Raw genomic sequence first — 15,696 nt, 5'->3', positions numbered from 1 at the left:
GCATTTATGATATCCTTCAGATAAAGGTCGTAATCTCTCATATGTATGAGGCTTCCTTTAAAATACTGTCTTTAAGCTCGCTTCTTATAGCGCTCTCAGGAACCACATCGACGCTGCAATGCAATCTTTCTTCAAGGAATATTGAAAGGCCGGTCAGATCCAGAAGATTTGCCCCCTCGTCGAATTCAACCAAAACATCAATGTCGCTTCCAGCCTTTTGATCGCCCCTGACATAAGAGCCGAAGATACCTTTCACCTCAGCCCTGTATCTTTCGCTGATCTCGGATTTCAGGCTTTTAAGGATCGAGAGAATTTCTTTTGCCGAACCTGTTGCCATGTTTGATATCGCCATATGAGTTTTATCTGACAATTGAGTAACTGCCGTCAGTATTTGTTTTTAGTTTGCCTTTTAGTGTCTTAACAGCCTTTTTTAAGCCGTTGGAATAGTATTCCCGCTTTTCCTCAAAACACATATCTTTTACATCGGCATATGTTTTCTCCTTCAATTCCCAGACCTCGGCAAGCGCCTTTGAAACAGGAACCGGTTTCTCAATCGTTTTCATAAACTACCTCCATAGGATTTGTGAGAAGTAACGGATAGAAATAACCTTCCTTCTCATTAACTATTTTAACACCGAATTGCTTCTGTATGTTTGAAAGGTGTTTAAAGTTCCACGACAAGAGAATATCTATCTGATTGCATGCAGCAATGGCTATATGCTGAGCGTCCTCCAGCTTTTTCTTCGGGATGATTTTCTCCCTGATATAAACAGCGGCAAGGGCGTCCGAAGCTTCATCGAGAGTAAGTATTCTCAGAGAATACCGCTCGACTACTTCAAGAAGCTGCTTCCTCTTGTCTGCGCTTTTTGTTTTTTCGATTTCTGCGATAACAATATCTGAAATATAAACGATGTATTTGGCCGTCTTAACATAGTGTTCAAAGAAGTCCTCCGTGATCTTTCTGAATTCAGGAACATCGTCGGCAAAAAGGAAATTGATGACCGATGTATCAAGATATATCTTCAGTTTTTTCATGTAACAACGCCTCCTTTTAATTTACCTTTTTTCTCCTGCGTTTTTTATCCGTCTCCGGAGTGGGCAGCAGGCTTGTGTATTTATGGTATAGTTCAAACAGAAACGCAACCCGTTCGGCATCGGATGCAAAACTCTTTTTTCCATAAGCGGCATCTACGGCCTTGTCCAATACCTGATGCGCTTTTCGCAGGTCAGGCGGCATGGCAACTGGATCATAGAGATCGGCTAATGATGATTCAGGATGCGCGGCACGGGCATCGAGGACTGACTGCGCTGCCTGTTCGATTTTGGACATATCGCCCCCGCCTTCGGCTCCCCCTCTTAACTTAAGAGGGGGTTGGGGGGAGTTACCGGCTGTCGGTATTTCAGGCCACGGGAAGTTGTTGTAAACGATATCTTTTGAATAACGATAGTCACTTTTCAATCGACCACAAACATATTTAACCCAAGACATGTGCATAGAAGAAGTGAGAACACCGAAGTGATAAAGGGTTGCGTGCTGAATAATGAAAACCAGATCACTGGATAATGTTCTTGCATCCATGAAACCAATGGGGATATAGCTACGACGCTCAGATGAAACTTTAGGGACAAGGAGATATGGCTTGTCAGGTATGTTCTCAACATGAAAACGCGTAGGCTTGTCAGCAATCTTTCTGGTAGGAGCGCTCTTGCTTGCCAGACGAAATTCACGTACTGCCTCCACACGTTTCATCGCCTCCGGCATCTGCCGTAGTTCATTGGGAGGACAATCACCCAGCCATAAACACCAGCGTTCATAGCCATTGATAAATTCGTCAGACCCGATCCAACGGCGAAGCCATTGCTTTGCCTTCGGCTCCTGTTTTAGAAACTCTGCCTTTTCTTCTGTGGTGAACAGGTAATTGCCGCCATCGATGGGCTTGTTTCCAATTCCGATTTTCGGCACGTTGCACAGTGGCTGATCGCGGCGAAGCAACACAAGGTCGTGAGCATCCACAAGATAAGGATTAATGTTTTTCGCCACCGTCGCGTGTGCCTCACCCTTGATATGTTCATAATCATAAACGATCTTTCGGGCAGTATCGTGCAGGGCGAAACCGATGATAACGCAATGTACCGCAGCTTTGCCTCGCGCTTCGTTGCTCCAGCTAAAGGTTCGATGTGCAAAGTGTATCTTTACCCCATTACGAAGAAGATCTGACCAGAGAGCTCCGACCTGCTCACCTTGTGTGATTGAGTTGGTGGAAACAAAGGCGATCTTCACTCGTTCTCGTGGTATTTTTTGCGTGCCAGTAATATTGTCGAAGAAAGCGGAAACCTTTTCGTCACCTTGCACGTAACGGACAGCCTTCATATACCATGCCGTCACATAATCAAGCGCACCATAGTTAGCAGCAGTTGTGAAAACAGTCGCCATATCCGCGCGCTGAGAGTCATTCAAAAACTTTGAACCCACAAACGGCGGATTGCCGAGGATATAATCCACATCATAAACAGAGACAACATCGTTCCAGTTCATTTGAAGTGCATTGCCGCAATGTATCTTTGCAGAATGTGTCAGCGGAAGACGGCGGAAGTATTGTCCGAACTCCTCGGACACAAGCATATTCATCTGATGGTCAGTGAGCCATAGTGCAACCTGTGCGATCTGAGATGGAAATTCTTCTATCTCGATACCATAGAATTGATGAACATCAACCTGCACAAGCTGAAAGATATTAAGATGCATCTGACCTGACGCGCGGACAGTACGAAGTATCTCAAGTTCAAGCAGCCTCAATTCCCGATATGCAATGACAAGAAAGTTGCCGCAGCCGCAGGCAGGGTCAAAGAACTTTAGGTGAGCAATTTTCTTATGCAGCTCAAAAAGTTTGTTCGTGCTCTTCTTTGCTGAATGAAACTCCGCCCATAGGTCATCAAGGAAAAGCGGCTTGATGAGCTTAAGGATATTCTCTTCACTGGTGTAGTGAGCGCCGATATTGCGGCGGCGTGCTGTGCCTTCTTCATCCATGACGCACTGAAAGAGCGCGCCGAAGACTGCCGGAGATATGCGTCCCCAATCAAGAGCGCAGCAGTCAAGAAGCATCTCACGCATCGTCCGGTCACATGTCGGGATCGATAATGTCTCTTCAAAGAGCCGTCCATTTACATAGGGAAAAGCGGCAAGCGTCTCATCGAGATTTCTTTGCCGTTTACTTTCAAGCGTATTAAGCACCTGAAAAAGATGCGCCAACTGTGAACCGAGATCAGAGCCATCCTCACGGGTGCAGTTTTCAAGGAAATCACGGAAAGAACCGCGAGGCTCAAAGAGCGTGGTGTCTTCAGCAAAGAGACAGAAGAGCAGACGCACTAAAAGAACTTCAAGTGTATGGCCTTCATAACCTGAGGCGCGCAGGCGGTCATGCAGTTTGCCCATGCGTTCGGCTGCTTTGATATTGACCGGGTCTTGCGCTGTTATGCGCTGAGTTGTATATCCTGCTATGAAACCGAAAAGCTTTATATGCTTGTAAAGTTCTTTGAGCAGAAATTCATTCTGCGTTTTGGAATCGAGATCGTAGAGACGAATGCGGGCAAAGTCCGATACGATGACATAGCGCGGAAGATCGCGTTCGGCAAGTCCTTCAAAATATTCCAGCGCCTGTTTGTATGCGGAGTCAAGATCCTTGCCGAGAGATTTATGTTCGGCAATAAGAGTGCCGCGCCAGAAGAGGTCGATGAACCCGCCCTTGCTGCCGCTCTGTTCAAACCGCGTCCGCGCCCTGCGAACAGGCTCCTCAAAGCTCGCCAGCCGTCTGCGGTTTATGCCAAAGACGTTAAAGAACTCGTTCCAGAAGGTCTGCGCCTCTGCACGCTCCGCATTCGCGCCTTCCCACTCACGGGAGAAAGCGAGCGCACGGTCTTTGATTTCATTCAGTGATAACGGCATATCTCTCTTCGCTATTATACTTTTTTGACTGTATTCAAGCTATCTAAATTTTATTGATAGAGCTGTCATTCCCCGACTTGATCGGGAAATCCAGAGGTGAAAACTTAAAATATAGATTCCCGATTAAGGCATTCGGGAATGACAAAAATACGGACATTATTTATGCGTGACTCAAGAGCGTTAAACCATATAAATCATTTTCATAATTGAGAGATCAAAAAATTAATTAGAATAGGTTTTACGAAAAAGATATAATAACGTCTATATGTAAAATCGGTTCTTACTTTTTTTACTTTAAGGCGCATGATAATATGACACCACATCCCAGGATAACCATTCTCGGCGGCGGCGCGGCAGGCCTCGCTGTCGGTTATTATTCAAAGAAGAAGAAAGTCCCGTTCACAATTCATGAGGCCGGCGGCCGAATAGGCGGGAACTGTGTCACATTCACGGAGGGAGATTTCCGTTTTGATTCGGGCGCGCACCGTTTTCATGACAAAGACGATGAGATCACTGAAGAGTTCAGGCAACTGCTTGGAGACGGGTTCAGGAAGATAAAGGTTCCCAGTTATATCTATCACAATGGGAAGCTCGTCTTCTTTCCTCTTGCGCCTCTTAACATGTTTAAGAACTTAGGCCCTTTTACCTTTTTTAAAGTCGCCGTTGAGATACTTGCTTCACGCATTGCGCCTGAAAAAGATAAGGGCAGTTTTAAGGATTTCGCGGTCAATACCTACGGGAAGACGCTCGCCCGCAGTTTTCTCCTGAACTACTCTGAAAAGCTGTGGGGCAGGGACTGCGGCGAACTGTCGCCGCAGATAGCAGGCAAGAGGATGAAGGGGCTGGACCTCAGGACTTTTGTTGTCGAGGCGTTCATGGGGCAGCGGGCAAAGACAGAACATGTTGACGGGTCGTTCTACTATCCTGACCTCGGCATCGGGGCCATTACCGACAAGCTGGCAGAATACTGCGGTGAAGAAAATATCAGGAGAAGGTCGGAGATAACCAGGATCATCTGCGGTGACAATAAAATTGAATGCGTTGAGATCAACGGGGAAGAGATCGTTGAGGTTGACAAGCTGGTCAGCACGCTTCCGCTCTATAATTTTCTCAGGATGATGGACCCTCAGCCTGAAGAGGGCATTCTGGAGATCGCAAAAAAACTGCGCTACCGCAATGTGGTGCTTGTCGCGTTCTTTCTTGCAAAAGAGTCGCTGACAGACGCCGGGACTATCTATTTTCCAGACAGCGATACCCCGATCACGAGGATGTACGAACCAAGGAACAGAAGCATCCGGATGTCTCCGGCAGGCAGGACCTCACTGGTTGTTGAGATCCCGTGCGCCCCGGATGAACTGCTCTGGCACAGCAGTGATGAGAAACTTGTTGAGACAGCGTATTCAAACCTTGCGGACATCGGCATTCTTAAGGCCGGCGATATTATTTCCACTTCAGTTAAAAGGCTCAGCCATGCCTATCCGGTGCTTGAGACCGGGTTTGAGGCAAAGGTGCAGGAAGTGAACGGCTATCTGAAACGGTTTGAAAATCTGCGGCTTTCAGGAAGAAGCGGCAAGTTCGAGTACGCATGGATACACGGCATGATGAGGTCCGGCAGGGAGATAGTTGATGAACATGGCCTGGCTTAATCCGTGCCTGCTTCTTTTGCTTCCCGGATTTACCTATCTTCTCTCTTATATTTACCTTTCTCTTTACCACCGGCAGCTCTTTATTTTTAATACTGTGATACATGAGGGAGGCGTGTATACGCTGCTGGAGACGGCCTTTTATTCCTCACATTTTTTAGGGCATATACCGGTGCATACAGTGCTTGCCTTTGTATTTGCCGGAGTTTATCTCTCTCTTGGCGGTTCTCCCGCAAAGGGCAGGGCAGGAAATAAGATGCTGATAATATCCATTCTCCTGCTCATATTCACAGCGTCAGCATGTTATCTCAGTTATAAGGCATTCGGTTATGAGGATACGCTTTCTTTCGTAGCCCAGCAGAAGCAGGCTGTTAATATCTATGAGGACGGCGGTTCGTGGAATCTGCACCTTCCAAGCACGATGGCCCTTTTTCTCTTTATCCCGGTTTATATCTTTTTTATAAAGAGGGTATTTAAGAGTGATATATCTATTTATGGCGGAGGTTATTTTTATATCATCGCCGGAGTTATCTCGTTTTTTATATTTACGTACATTATCAACAAAGATATTTCAGAGGCCTTTTACAAAGTTTGGACTGACCCGAGATATCTTGCGCATAGCGTCAGGGAGGTTGCCACTTTTCCTATTACATATTTCCCGATACCGCTGTCCATCATGCTTTTATATGAGAAGAGCGGCAGCAGGCTGGAACGGGCTGATACTTCCGCCGGGTTAAATTATTTTATTGGACTGCTGGCTGTTGTATTTTTATTAGCCATGCTTTATCAGGCATATGTGCCCCTGGCGATCGGCATAGGCAGCCTTGCGCAGAAGCCTGCTTTTGCGGCAGGCGGAAAGCTGTCAGTGCCGTACCTTCTGGCGTCGCATTACTTTGAGCACTTTCTTGATACAGTGTATTTCTCTTTATTGTGCCTGCTTCTATATTTTGCCTCCGTGAGGAAGGGAGCTGATTAAAAAACAATGAAATCCGCAGGTGAGAATAAAAAAACGATACCCATCTTTCTGATATGCGCTGTCGCCCTGCTTGCCATATCGGTTTTCTTCATTTCAATAAACAAGCGCATTGACCCGGATGAGTTTGAGCATATTCACAGCGCCTGGTATGTAAAGAACGGATACATCCCGTACCTGGACTTTTACCAGTGCCATAACCCCTTCTTCTGGTACTTGATAGCCCCTTTGCTCCATGTTTTCGGAGAGTCAATGGAGACGGTCATAAAACTCAGGGCCCTGATGTTCATGTTTACCATGGGGATAACTTTTCTTACTTATCTGATATCTAAAAAAGCGTCTGGCTCAAAGGAGACAGGCCTTCTCTCCGCCGCGTTGTTATTATCAATGGCGCTCTTTGTGAATAAGAGCGTTGAGATTAGGCCTGATGTCCCGCAGGTATTTTTTGGCCTGATCTCGATCTGCTTTCTGCTGGACTTCTTTCAGAGGGATAAAGACAGGTCCATGATCTGCTCAGGCATTGCCGCCGCCCTCTCTTTCCTCTTTTTGCAGAAGGCCGCTGTCCTACTGGCGGCATTTTCTTTGATCTTTATATATAAATTACTTGACAGGAAGATCAGGGCGAGAGCCCTCATTTATTTTGCAGGCTCTTGCTTTCTGCCCATAGCCTGTTTTTTTGTGTACCTGCTGGCATCAGGGTCTTACAACGATTATATTATGGGCAACTGGGTTCGGCACCTGGTCGGCAAGCCCGGCTTCCCGGCCTTTGATACTATTAAAAATACTGTCATTCAGAACCCCCTGTTCTGGTTCGTGTCATCTGTTTCAGTCAGCTATATTTTTCTGAATAAGGAAACAGGCGATGAGATTAAAACAGCCGCCTTTTTAGGAGTATTCTCTTTGTTTTCACTGTTACTGGTAATGATGCCATACGAGCAGTACCTGCTTCCCGCGATTCCTTTATTGAGCATCTCAGCAGGGTATTTTATTTTTTTGGCCTTTGCCAGGTTTAAGCTTAAAGATATTTACAGAGTGATAATATTGGCCCTGATCATAATCTCTCCTTTTGAATATTTGTTCAATATGGGGGCGGAGAGTAATCGTGATTCACTTGAAAGGGTAAAATTTGTCATTGAAAATACTGACGCTTCGGATCTTGTTTATGACGGGGGAGCCAAGTTTAACCTTTTTCGGGGCGACCTGCACTACTTCTGGTATTCAGTTGATAAAGATGAGGCGCTTGACGATTATAAAAGGCTCACATCCAGATACAGTGATTATGATATTTGCAGGCTTATTGAGTCCAAAGAACCAAAATTCGTGCTAACTTCTTTCGGGATCCCGGAGGGAGGATGCCCGGACTTTGAGGTATTATATGAAGAGACGGAATACAGAAAACTATACATAAGAAAATGAGAGCACAAAAAAAGAATATTATAAATCTGCAATTGGATATAATATTGACATCATGCTTAAAAAAATAGACCTGCCGCAGACAGCCGCATGGAAGAAGCTTGCCGGTCATTATCAGTCCATGAAGGGCAGGCATATGAAGGATATGTTTGCTGATGACCCGGAACGGTTCAATGCTTTTTCGCTCCGGTTTGAGGATATCCTCATTGATTACTCCAAGAACATAATCAATAAGGAGACCGTCGCGCTGCTCATCGAACTTGCTGAAGAGGCGGGGCTGAAGAATGCAATTGAAGATATGTTCTCCGGTGAGAAGATAAATGAGACCGAAGGCCGAGCTGTGCTTCATACCGCACTAAGGAACCGTTCAAACAGGCCTGTCAGGGTTGACGGGAAAGATGTCATGCCTGAGGTAAATGCCGTTCTTAAACAAGTGGAGGATTTCTCAGGGAAGATTATCTCCGGCAAGTGGAGAGGTTATACAGGCAAGGCGATAACCGATATCGTAAACATCGGCATCGGCGGTTCTGACCTCGGGCCGGTAATGGTGACGGAGGCGCTTAAGCCGTATCGCAAACCAAATATAATGCCTCACTTTGTTTCAAACATTGATGCTGCGCACATAACGGAAACTTTAAGAAAACTCTCTCCTGAGACAACGCTCTTTATAATCGCCTCAAAGACCTTCACTACCCAGGAGACGATGACGAACGCGGATACAGCGAGAAGATGGTTGCTATCGGCTGCGAAAGATGAAGTAGCCATCAAAAAACACTTTGTCGCGATATCCACTAATAAAGAAGAAGTAATAAAGTTCGGTATAGACCCGGAGAATATGTTTATATTTTGGGACTGGGTCGGCGGCAGGTATTCTCTCTGGTCTGCGATCGGCCTCTCAATATCATGCTCAATAGGCTTTGAGAACTTCACTGAACTCCTTGAAGGCGCGCAGGAGATGGATATTCATTTCAGAGAAACGCCGTTTGACAGGAACATCCCGGTGATCCTCGGCCTGCTCGGCATCTGGTACATCAACTTCTTCGGCGCAGAGACAGAGGCTGTTCTGCCTTATGACCAGTATATGCACAGGCTTCCTGCCTATCTCCAGCAGGCGTGTATGGAGAGCAACGGCAAGAGCATTGGCAGGGACGGCAATGAAGTTGCATATCAGACAGGACAGGTGATATGGGGCGAGCCCGGCACAAACGGACAGCACTCTTTCTACCAGTTAATCCATCAGGGCACAAGGCTCATCCCGTGTGATTTTCTTGCCCCTGCAATAAGCCACAACCCTGTCGGCGGGCACCATAATATTTTACTCTCAAACTTCTTCGCGCAGGCCGAGGCGCTTATGAAAGGAAAGACAAAAGAGGAAGTTCTTGCAGAGCTTAAGGCATCGGGCAAGAGCGATGAGGAGATTGAAAGGCTCGCGCCATTTAAGGTATTCAGCGGAAACAAGCCGACGAACTCCATACTATTTAAGAAACTTACGCCGAGGACGCTTGGCAGTTTGACAGCGATGTATGAGCACAAAATATTCACTCAGGGCGTTATCTGGAACATATTCAGTTTTGACCAGTGGGGAGTTGAGCTTGGGAAGCAGCTTGCAAACAAGATACTCCCTGAACTTGCCGGCGATAATCAAATAACTTCACATGACTCATCCACGAACGGGCTTATCAACGAGTTTAAAATATTGAGAAAGGGTTCTTAGGCCAGAACCAGATTGTCCTTGTGAAGAACCTCGTCTGAATGTTTATATCCCAGGATATTTTCTATCTCAGAGGTTTTTTTGCCGATTATCTTATTGAGGTCTTTTGATGAATAGTTGGTCAGCCCCTTGGCTATATTATGCCCTTTTCTGTCGATGCAGTTGACCGCGTCGCCTTTTTTAAACTCACCGTCGATCCTCACAATGCCTGAAGGCAGCAGGCTCTTCTTCTTTTTAAGTAGTGCCGTAACAGCCCCTTCATCAAGAACGAGTGTGCCTTTTGATCTTATGCCGTAGGCTATCCATCCATCCCTGGATGAGAGTTTAGTCTCATTAGCCTTAAAGTATGTGCCTGCGCTTTTACCTTCGAACAGGCGCTTGAGAAGCCCTCTCTTTTTGCCGCTCATTATCACGACAGGGATGCCGTGGTTATTCGCCTGTTTTGCCGCGAGCAGCTTGGAATACATGCCGCCAGTCCCGACCGCGCTTCCCTCTTTGCCTGCCAGTTTCTCGATCTCAGGGGTGATGCGGCCTACACTGGTTATTATCTCTGCGCTCTTGTATTTAGGGTCTTTTGAATACAGCCCGTCAACGTCAGAAAGTATAATGAGCATCTCCGCCTCTACAAGCCCTGATGTAAGCGCGGCAAGCTGGTCGTTGTCGCCGAACTTTATCTCGTCAACAGCAACAGCGTCATTCTCATTAATAACAGGGATGACATCGTGTTGAATAAGCGTCAGCAGAGTGTTCTTTGCGTTAATGTATCTTGTCCTTTCAGTGATCACATCCCTTGTCAGAAGAACCTGCGCCACCTTTTTGTCAAATTCCGCGAAACTTTTTTCATACGCCCACATCAGGCTTGACTGGCCTATGGCAGCAGCAGCCTGCTTCAGTTTTATATCTTTCGGCTTTTCTTTCAGGCCGAGCTTTTTCAGCCCTGCCGCAATTGCGCCTGAAGATACGATGACCGCTTCAGCGCCCATATCAATTATTTCCGATATGTCGCTGACTATCCCCTTCAGCCTTCTCGTATTAAGGCCCTGTTCGGCAGAAGCGATGATATTGCTTCCGATCTTTATTACTACCCTCTTCATGGATTTTTATATTTCTCCACTTTTTCTCCGAGATATTCGGTCAGCTCTTTCAATCCTGTCTTTGTAACAGCGCATATCGGGAAGAAATCATAGTTCTTATCTTTGCAATATTGAGCGAGCTTGTCAAGCCTGCTCCCGTCGCCTTTGATGTCCAGCTTTGTTCCCACAACCGCCTGTGTTTTATCCGTGAGCCCTTTACTGTAAAGTTCAAGCTCCCTGTTTATTATTTCAAAGTTCTCAACAGGGTCGCCCTCTGCCATTTCTGATATATCCACGAGGTGGAGAAGTATTGAAGTCCTTTCGACGTGGCGGAGGAACTGAAATCCCAGCCCCGTGCCCTTATGAGCGCCTTCTATCAGTCCGGGGATATCAGCTATCACAAAGCTGCCGTATTCTCCGTGCTGCACAACGCCGAGGGCAGGTTTCAGCGTAGTAAATGGATAATCAGCTATCTTCGGCCTTGCCGCGGAAAGCGCGGATATCAGAGTGGACTTGCCCGCGTTCGGAAGCCCTATAAGCCCCACATCAGCAAGAAGCTTGAGTTCAAGCACCAGCCTTCTCTCTTCGCCTTCCTCTCCCGGCTGGGCGTATCTCGGCTCCTGCCTTGTCGGCCCCTTGAAGTGGGTATTGCCCAGGCCTCCCCTGCCGCCTTTGGCAGCCATGAACTCTTCGCCGTCCATGGTGAGGTCTGCAAGTATCTCGCCTGTCTCAGCGTCTTTAATTATAGTCCCGAGCGGTACAGGCAGGATAAAGTCTTCGGCATTCTTGCCGTGCATCTCCTGTCCCATGCCGTTCTCTCCTTTTTGGGCTATATATTGCCGCCTGTATTTAAAGTCAAGAAGGGTGCTGTGGCTGGTCGAGGCTATAAATATGATATGCCCGCCCCTTCCGCCGTCGCCGCCGTTCGGCCCGCCGTTCGGCACGTACTTCTCCCTTCGGAAGCTTACGCATCCCTTTCCGCCGTGCCCCGCAACTACATGTATCTCAGCTCTATCTATGAATTTCATTGTTTTAACAATACATGAAAGGCGTTGTGCGTTACAAGGGATGCGGGGATGAAAGTTTAGTTCTGATCCTTGCTTTTGGTCCGGGCCATCAGCTCTTTTGCAGTCTCCCCGCATTCAATAGGAAGCGTTATATCTTTCTGAGAGTATCCCGAATAATCTGTTTTCGGATCAAAACACCGGGCCTTGCCTTCTAACCAGAAATCGTCCGGATCGTAGGTTTTTGAATAGTTCTGACAGTCCATCAGGTCTTCTGTAATTTTACACACACCAAAATGAAGGTGAGCATACCTTAAATTGGATGAACCCGACAGGCCGATTAATTCACCCCTCTTGAGTGACTGGCCTTTCTCAACAAAAACTTTGCTTAGATGGCCATAAAGTGTATAGAACTGTTCGCCGTGCGAGATTCCAACGAAAAAACCGCCGCCCCACAGCTCGTTAGCAAAGGGCTCTCCGATGTAAATAACCACTCCATCAGACGGAGCGATCAGTGGAGTCCCGCTGCTGATACGGAAATCAATTCCTGGATGCCGCCTTTCGCCAAATGCTGCAAAACCGCCATGAGGATTGCCAACACTGAAGGGGCCTCGCGTGGAACATGAGGATGTAAGCAAAACGCTTAAGATCAGACAGAAAAATAGTTTTTTCATTTCTTGCTTTTCCTGGGTAACAATTAGTGCTGCCAGCCGTATTTGCTGGAATATGAATATCATAGTGGTATGAATTTAAAAATACAAGCACAAAGGTTTCAGGAGTTTTTGCCTTCGAGGAGAAAGATTGCCGCGCGATGGCAATAAAAAAAGGCGGGTAGAAACCCGCCTTTGAGATTGAAATATTAATTGTTAAATAACTTCTTATACCTGTGCTTCAGGATAGATACTGACCAGCTTTCTCTCTCTGCCCTTATGTTCGAACTTTACGTATCCGGCAGCCGTTGCAAAGAGGGTATCGTCTCCTCCCTTGCCTACATTTAAGCCGGGATGTATCTTGGTGCCTCTCTGCCTTACAAGGACGCTGCCTGCCTTGACCAGCTCACCGCCGTATTTCTTTACGCCTAAACGTTTTGAGTGGCTTTCGCGTCCGTTCCTTGTACTTCCAACACCTTTTTTATGAGCCATTTCTATATTCTCCGTTATTAATTTGAAACAATACCCGTTATCTTAACAGTGGTCAAGATCTGCCTGTGTCCTCTGAGCTTTCTGTGATCCTTTCTCGTCTTCTGCTTAAAGATAAGGACCTTCCTGTCTTTTGCACTACCAACAACATTGGCGGTTACTTTTGCCGCCGATATGAGTGGTTTGCCGTAAGTGACATTCTCGCCGTCAGAGAGCATCAGGACATTTTCGAATATGACGCTGTCTTTATTTTCGATCTTTTCGATCTTTATGGTATCGCCTTCAGATACCTTATACTGCTTGCCGCCTGTCTCTATTATCGCGTACATTGTTTTTCTCCAGATTTTATGTAGGTATATTTTTTAACATAATAATGAATATAAAGTCAATTCAATCCGTTACGTTAAGGGAACAGGCTTTAATAAAATCTGATAGTGCGTTACAATTAATCAAGGCAGGTGAATAAAGACAAGATAACATCTTATATAACAAAGATAAATAATTAAAACAGGCATATGGAAAAAATATTGATCAATATAATAAAACTCTGCATGTCAATTGACCAGAGGGCTGCCGGAATATATTCAAGGCTCTCATCAGACTCAAAAGCTGCGGAGCTTAAGGCCTTCTGGATGGAGATGTCGGAAGATGAGAAGGAACATGTGGAGTTCTGGGAAAAACTGTTGCCGATCGCGGAAAACCGCCTGCTGCCGCAGATCTTTGATCATCCGGAAAGGATAAAGATAGAGCTTGATGAGATAAGCGGAAAGGTCGACGGCATGTTAACGCAGTATGACAGTTCGCAGAATGCGGCTGCCTCATTTCTCCTGGCTTCAAAGATGGAGTCATATATGCTGCACCCGGCATTTGAGTCGCTCTTTTATTTCATGAACCGGCTCTCCGGCAAAAAGGATGCAGGGGACAGATATCAGCTTCACATTGATAAGTTTGTCACCATATTCAGCAGGTATGAGGGATCCACTCCTGAACTTGAACTTATCGGCAAGACCCTGAGGCGTTTATGGAGGAGAAACCGCCAGCTTGTCTCGCAGCCTTCAGTTGACGGGCTGACCGGCATTCTCAACAGGCAGGGCTTCTTTAATGTTATCAAACCGCTGCTCTATCTTGCGCAAAGGAATAAATACAATGTCGGGTTTCTGGTTATTGATATAGACAACCTCAGGAAGATATCTGAAGATCACGGAAAAGAAAAGGCTGATGAGACGCTTAAAAAAGTCGCGCATATCCTGAGGGCGAATATCAGGATATCGGATGTTGCCGGAAGATACGGCTATGAGGACTTTATAATCTTCCTGCCGGACGTGCTCAGGGATTCCATAAAAACCGTTGCGGAAAATCTAAGGGCCATAACCGGCATGGAGACAATAGATAATATACCGGTAACGATCAGTATCGGGGCCTCATGCGGAGCCCTGGGCCGCAAGAGCGAAGAGGATGCAATGATGCTCATTAAAAGGGCAACCGCCTGCCTCTATACATCCAAGCAGACCGGAAAGAACAAGGTGACCATCAACTCTACACATTAGGAGGCCATAATGAAATTATTCAAACTTTTGATCGTATTATTTTTTATCATCCAGTTAAGCGGCTGCTTCTTTACAAAGGTAGTGACCGTTCCATTGCGTGTCGGCGGGGCTGTAGTTTCGGTCGTCCCCGGAGTTGGAAACGCAGCAGACGGTGTTATTGATACCGCAGCCGACGGCATCGACCTGGTGCCGTTTTAATTGTTTTTTGAGAGGAAGGCGTGGTTATATAGGAATCAGCTACACATTAAACTTAAAATTAATTATATCCCCGTCTTTGACCTCACTTCCTTTTTCTTTCCCTTCCATCCAGATATCTCTCCAGCGCCTCTTTCGACGAGAGCCAGTTGCGCCCTTCTTTATGAGCCTCCAGCTTTCCGCTGCGTGCCAGAAGATTGAGATACTTATCCGTAAACTTTGATCCTTTTGCAAGCTCCGCAAGCGAAATAAAACGTTCTTTGGTCTTTCGTGCCGGGGTCAGCACTTTAAGGTAAATGTCAAGCGATCTCTGAACCGCCTGTGCGATAAAATTCACGAACGGGCCATAGTTCCCCTTATCAGACTCTCCAAGTGTCCTGTAATACTTTTTCCGGTCATTTTTCAGAATAACTACCAGCGGAAATCCTGCCTGCATTAAAATAACATTCATCACAAGCCGCGCAGTTCTCCCGTTACCGTCAAAAAAGGGGTGAATATGGACAAGCCTGTGATGCAGAAGAGCAGCCAATTCAACGGGATGCAAAATTTTTCTGTCCTGCCGTACCCGGTCAATAAGCTCGTGTATCAGTTGAGGCACTTCAACTGCGTCAGGCGGCGTATGATCCGCCCCGCCAATTATCACATTGCTGTTTCGGTATCTTCCGGCCCATTCCTTATCAATGTCCCGCATCACGATCTGATTCAATTCCCTGATCAATCGTTCAGAGAGCGTGCTTCGCCTGTCCTTGTCCACTAATTCATATAGATACTCCAGCGCCTCTGTGTGGCTCTTCGCCTCAAGATGGTCTTTAAGAGGCTTGCCCTTGATAGTCAGGCCTTCATTGATGACGAGGAAGGTCTCTTTAAGCGTCAGGCTGTTTCCCTCTATTGCGTTTGAATTGTACGTCATCTCAATCCCAAACTGCTCCTTCAGTTTTCGGACTGCCGTCTTTGGAAGCGGACGACAGGAATTCAGCAACGACAATTTTTCATCCAGGCGTCTGCTTGTCTTTTGGTCTAAATATCGCACAAATTCATGCCTTCTTCTTAATATG

The 15,696-nt window shown here is 46.4% G+C and carries 16 protein-coding genes; 6 read left to right on the top strand and 10 right to left on the bottom strand.

Going from position 1 to position 15,696, the window contains the following annotated elements; all coding sequences use genetic code 11:
- Positions 1 to 37: 37 nt before the first annotated feature.
- The 4 genes from HY807_01940 to HY807_01925 are packed head-to-tail and all read right to left on the bottom strand — an operon-like array spanning position 38 to position 3,943.
- On the bottom strand, positions 38 to 337 hold the full coding sequence (locus HY807_01940) for a nucleotidyltransferase family protein (protein ID MBI4825173.1): 300 nt from the start codon (positions 335 to 337) through the stop codon (positions 38 to 40).
- A gap of 22 nt (positions 338 to 359) precedes the next feature.
- Positions 360 to 563, bottom strand: a complete 204-nt coding sequence (locus HY807_01935; GenBank protein ID MBI4825172.1) for a hypothetical protein — start codon at positions 561 to 563, stop codon at positions 360 to 362.
- Entirely contained in the window at positions 550 to 1,035 is a 486-nt protein-coding gene (locus HY807_01930) for a PIN domain-containing protein (protein ID MBI4825171.1), read from the bottom strand. Before HY807_01930 ends, HY807_01935 begins: the two co-directional genes overlap by 14 nt.
- A gap of 16 nt (positions 1,036 to 1,051) precedes the next feature.
- The gene (locus tag HY807_01925) at positions 1,052 to 3,943 is read right to left on the bottom strand and encodes a class I SAM-dependent DNA methyltransferase (protein MBI4825170.1); all 2,892 of its coding nucleotides are present in this window, start codon (positions 3,941 to 3,943) and stop codon (positions 1,052 to 1,054) included.
- 311 nt (positions 3,944 to 4,254) lie between these two features.
- Here HY807_01925 and HY807_01920 point away from each other — a divergent pair, with 311 nt between their 5' ends.
- Genes HY807_01920 through pgi form a run of 4 tightly spaced genes read left to right on the top strand, consistent with a single transcriptional unit; the run spans position 4,255 to position 9,686 of the window.
- Positions 4,255 to 5,589 carry an FAD-dependent oxidoreductase gene (locus tag HY807_01920; GenBank protein MBI4825169.1) on the top strand — a complete coding sequence of 445 codons (1,335 nt, stop codon included), beginning with the start codon at positions 4,255 to 4,257 and terminating at the stop codon, positions 5,587 to 5,589.
- Positions 5,570 to 6,562, top strand: coding sequence for a hypothetical protein (locus tag HY807_01915; GenBank protein MBI4825168.1), 993 nt, complete (start codon positions 5,570 to 5,572; stop codon positions 6,560 to 6,562). Before HY807_01920 ends, HY807_01915 begins: the two co-directional genes overlap by 20 nt.
- 6 nt (positions 6,563 to 6,568) lie before the next feature.
- A complete protein-coding gene (locus HY807_01910) occupies positions 6,569 to 7,975 on the top strand; it encodes a glycosyltransferase family 39 protein (GenBank protein ID MBI4825167.1) in 1,407 nt (468 codons plus the stop codon).
- 52 nt (positions 7,976 to 8,027) lie between these two features.
- On the top strand, positions 8,028 to 9,686 hold the full coding sequence (pgi, locus tag HY807_01905; protein MBI4825166.1) for a glucose-6-phosphate isomerase: 1,659 nt from the start codon (positions 8,028 to 8,030) through the stop codon (positions 9,684 to 9,686).
- Here the strand turns inward: pgi and proB are convergent.
- From proB to rplU, 5 genes are all read right to left on the bottom strand, one after another.
- Positions 9,683 to 10,777: a glutamate 5-kinase gene (gene proB, locus HY807_01900; GenBank protein MBI4825165.1), complete on the bottom strand. Its 1,095-nt coding sequence runs from the start codon at positions 10,775 to 10,777 to the stop codon at positions 9,683 to 9,685. The two genes, pgi and proB, sit on opposite strands and share 4 nt — an antisense overlap.
- Positions 10,774 to 11,784, bottom strand: coding sequence for a GTPase ObgE (obgE, locus tag HY807_01895; protein ID MBI4825164.1), 1,011 nt, complete (start codon positions 11,782 to 11,784; stop codon positions 10,774 to 10,776). Before obgE ends, proB begins: the two co-directional genes overlap by 4 nt.
- Positions 11,785 to 11,840: 56 nt before the next feature.
- Positions 11,841 to 12,434 carry a M23 family metallopeptidase gene (locus HY807_01890; protein MBI4825163.1) on the bottom strand — a complete coding sequence of 198 codons (594 nt, stop codon included), beginning with the start codon at positions 12,432 to 12,434 and terminating at the stop codon, positions 11,841 to 11,843.
- Between the two features lie 204 nt (positions 12,435 to 12,638).
- Positions 12,639 to 12,902 carry a 50S ribosomal protein L27 gene (rpmA, locus tag HY807_01885; GenBank protein ID MBI4825162.1) on the bottom strand — a complete coding sequence of 88 codons (264 nt, stop codon included), beginning with the start codon at positions 12,900 to 12,902 and terminating at the stop codon, positions 12,639 to 12,641.
- 17 nt (positions 12,903 to 12,919) lie between these two features.
- Positions 12,920 to 13,228 carry a 50S ribosomal protein L21 gene (gene rplU, locus HY807_01880; protein MBI4825161.1) on the bottom strand — a complete coding sequence of 103 codons (309 nt, stop codon included), beginning with the start codon at positions 13,226 to 13,228 and terminating at the stop codon, positions 12,920 to 12,922.
- A 186-nt stretch (positions 13,229 to 13,414) separates the two neighbouring features.
- Between rplU and HY807_01875 the strand changes: the two genes are divergently transcribed.
- Positions 13,415 to 14,446, top strand: coding sequence for a diguanylate cyclase (locus HY807_01875; GenBank protein MBI4825160.1), 1,032 nt, complete (start codon positions 13,415 to 13,417; stop codon positions 14,444 to 14,446).
- A 9-nt stretch (positions 14,447 to 14,455) separates the two neighbouring features.
- On the top strand, positions 14,456 to 14,644 hold the full coding sequence (locus HY807_01870) for a hypothetical protein (protein MBI4825159.1): 189 nt from the start codon (positions 14,456 to 14,458) through the stop codon (positions 14,642 to 14,644).
- Between the two features lie 82 nt (positions 14,645 to 14,726).
- Here HY807_01870 and HY807_01865 read toward each other — a convergent pair whose 3' ends face one another.
- Positions 14,727 to 15,671, bottom strand: coding sequence for a Fic family protein (locus tag HY807_01865; GenBank protein ID MBI4825158.1), 945 nt, complete (start codon positions 15,669 to 15,671; stop codon positions 14,727 to 14,729).
- Positions 15,672 to 15,696 lie beyond the last annotated feature (25 nt).

It is taken from the genome of Nitrospirota bacterium, assembly GCA_016207885.1.
In the GTDB taxonomy this organism is placed as follows: domain Bacteria; phylum Nitrospirota; class Thermodesulfovibrionia; order UBA6902; family UBA6902; genus JACQZG01.
The sequence above is the reverse complement of the archived record's forward strand: the minus strand, read 5'-3'. Positions and strand labels throughout refer to the sequence as shown.

Excerpts from the sequence above, each read along its gene's own strand:
- HY807_01890 (MBI4825163.1), bottom strand. The coding sequence starts at position 12,434 with ATGAAAAAACTATTTTTCTGTCTGATCTTAAGCGTTTTGCTTACATCC.
- HY807_01870 (MBI4825159.1), top strand. The coding sequence starts at position 14,456 with ATGAAATTATTCAAACTTTTGATCGTATTATTTTTTATCATCCAGTTA.
- HY807_01930 (MBI4825171.1), bottom strand. The coding sequence starts at position 1,035 with ATGAAAAAACTGAAGATATATCTTGATACATCGGTCATCAATTTCCTT.
- HY807_01935 (MBI4825172.1), bottom strand. The coding sequence starts at position 563 with ATGAAAACGATTGAGAAACCGGTTCCTGTTTCAAAGGCGCTTGCCGAG.
- HY807_01910 (MBI4825167.1), top strand. The coding sequence starts at position 6,569 with ATGAAATCCGCAGGTGAGAATAAAAAAACGATACCCATCTTTCTGATA.
- HY807_01940 (MBI4825173.1), bottom strand. The coding sequence starts at position 337 with ATGGCAACAGGTTCGGCAAAAGAAATTCTCTCGATCCTTAAAAGCCTG.
- proB (MBI4825165.1), bottom strand. The coding sequence starts at position 10,777 with ATGAAGAGGGTAGTAATAAAGATCGGAAGCAATATCATCGCTTCTGCC.
- HY807_01875 (MBI4825160.1), top strand. The coding sequence starts at position 13,415 with ATGGAAAAAATATTGATCAATATAATAAAACTCTGCATGTCAATTGAC.
- HY807_01920 (MBI4825169.1), top strand. The coding sequence starts at position 4,255 with ATGACACCACATCCCAGGATAACCATTCTCGGCGGCGGCGCGGCAGGC.
- HY807_01925 (MBI4825170.1), bottom strand. The coding sequence starts at position 3,943 with ATGCCGTTATCACTGAATGAAATCAAAGACCGTGCGCTCGCTTTCTCC.
- rpmA (MBI4825162.1), bottom strand. The coding sequence starts at position 12,902 with ATGGCTCATAAAAAAGGTGTTGGAAGTACAAGGAACGGACGCGAAAGC.
- obgE (MBI4825164.1), bottom strand. The coding sequence starts at position 11,784 with ATGAAATTCATAGATAGAGCTGAGATACATGTAGTTGCGGGGCACGGC.
- HY807_01915 (MBI4825168.1), top strand. The coding sequence starts at position 5,570 with ATGAACATGGCCTGGCTTAATCCGTGCCTGCTTCTTTTGCTTCCCGGA.
- rplU (MBI4825161.1), bottom strand. The coding sequence starts at position 13,228 with ATGTACGCGATAATAGAGACAGGCGGCAAGCAGTATAAGGTATCTGAA.
- pgi (MBI4825166.1), top strand. The coding sequence starts at position 8,028 with ATGCTTAAAAAAATAGACCTGCCGCAGACAGCCGCATGGAAGAAGCTT.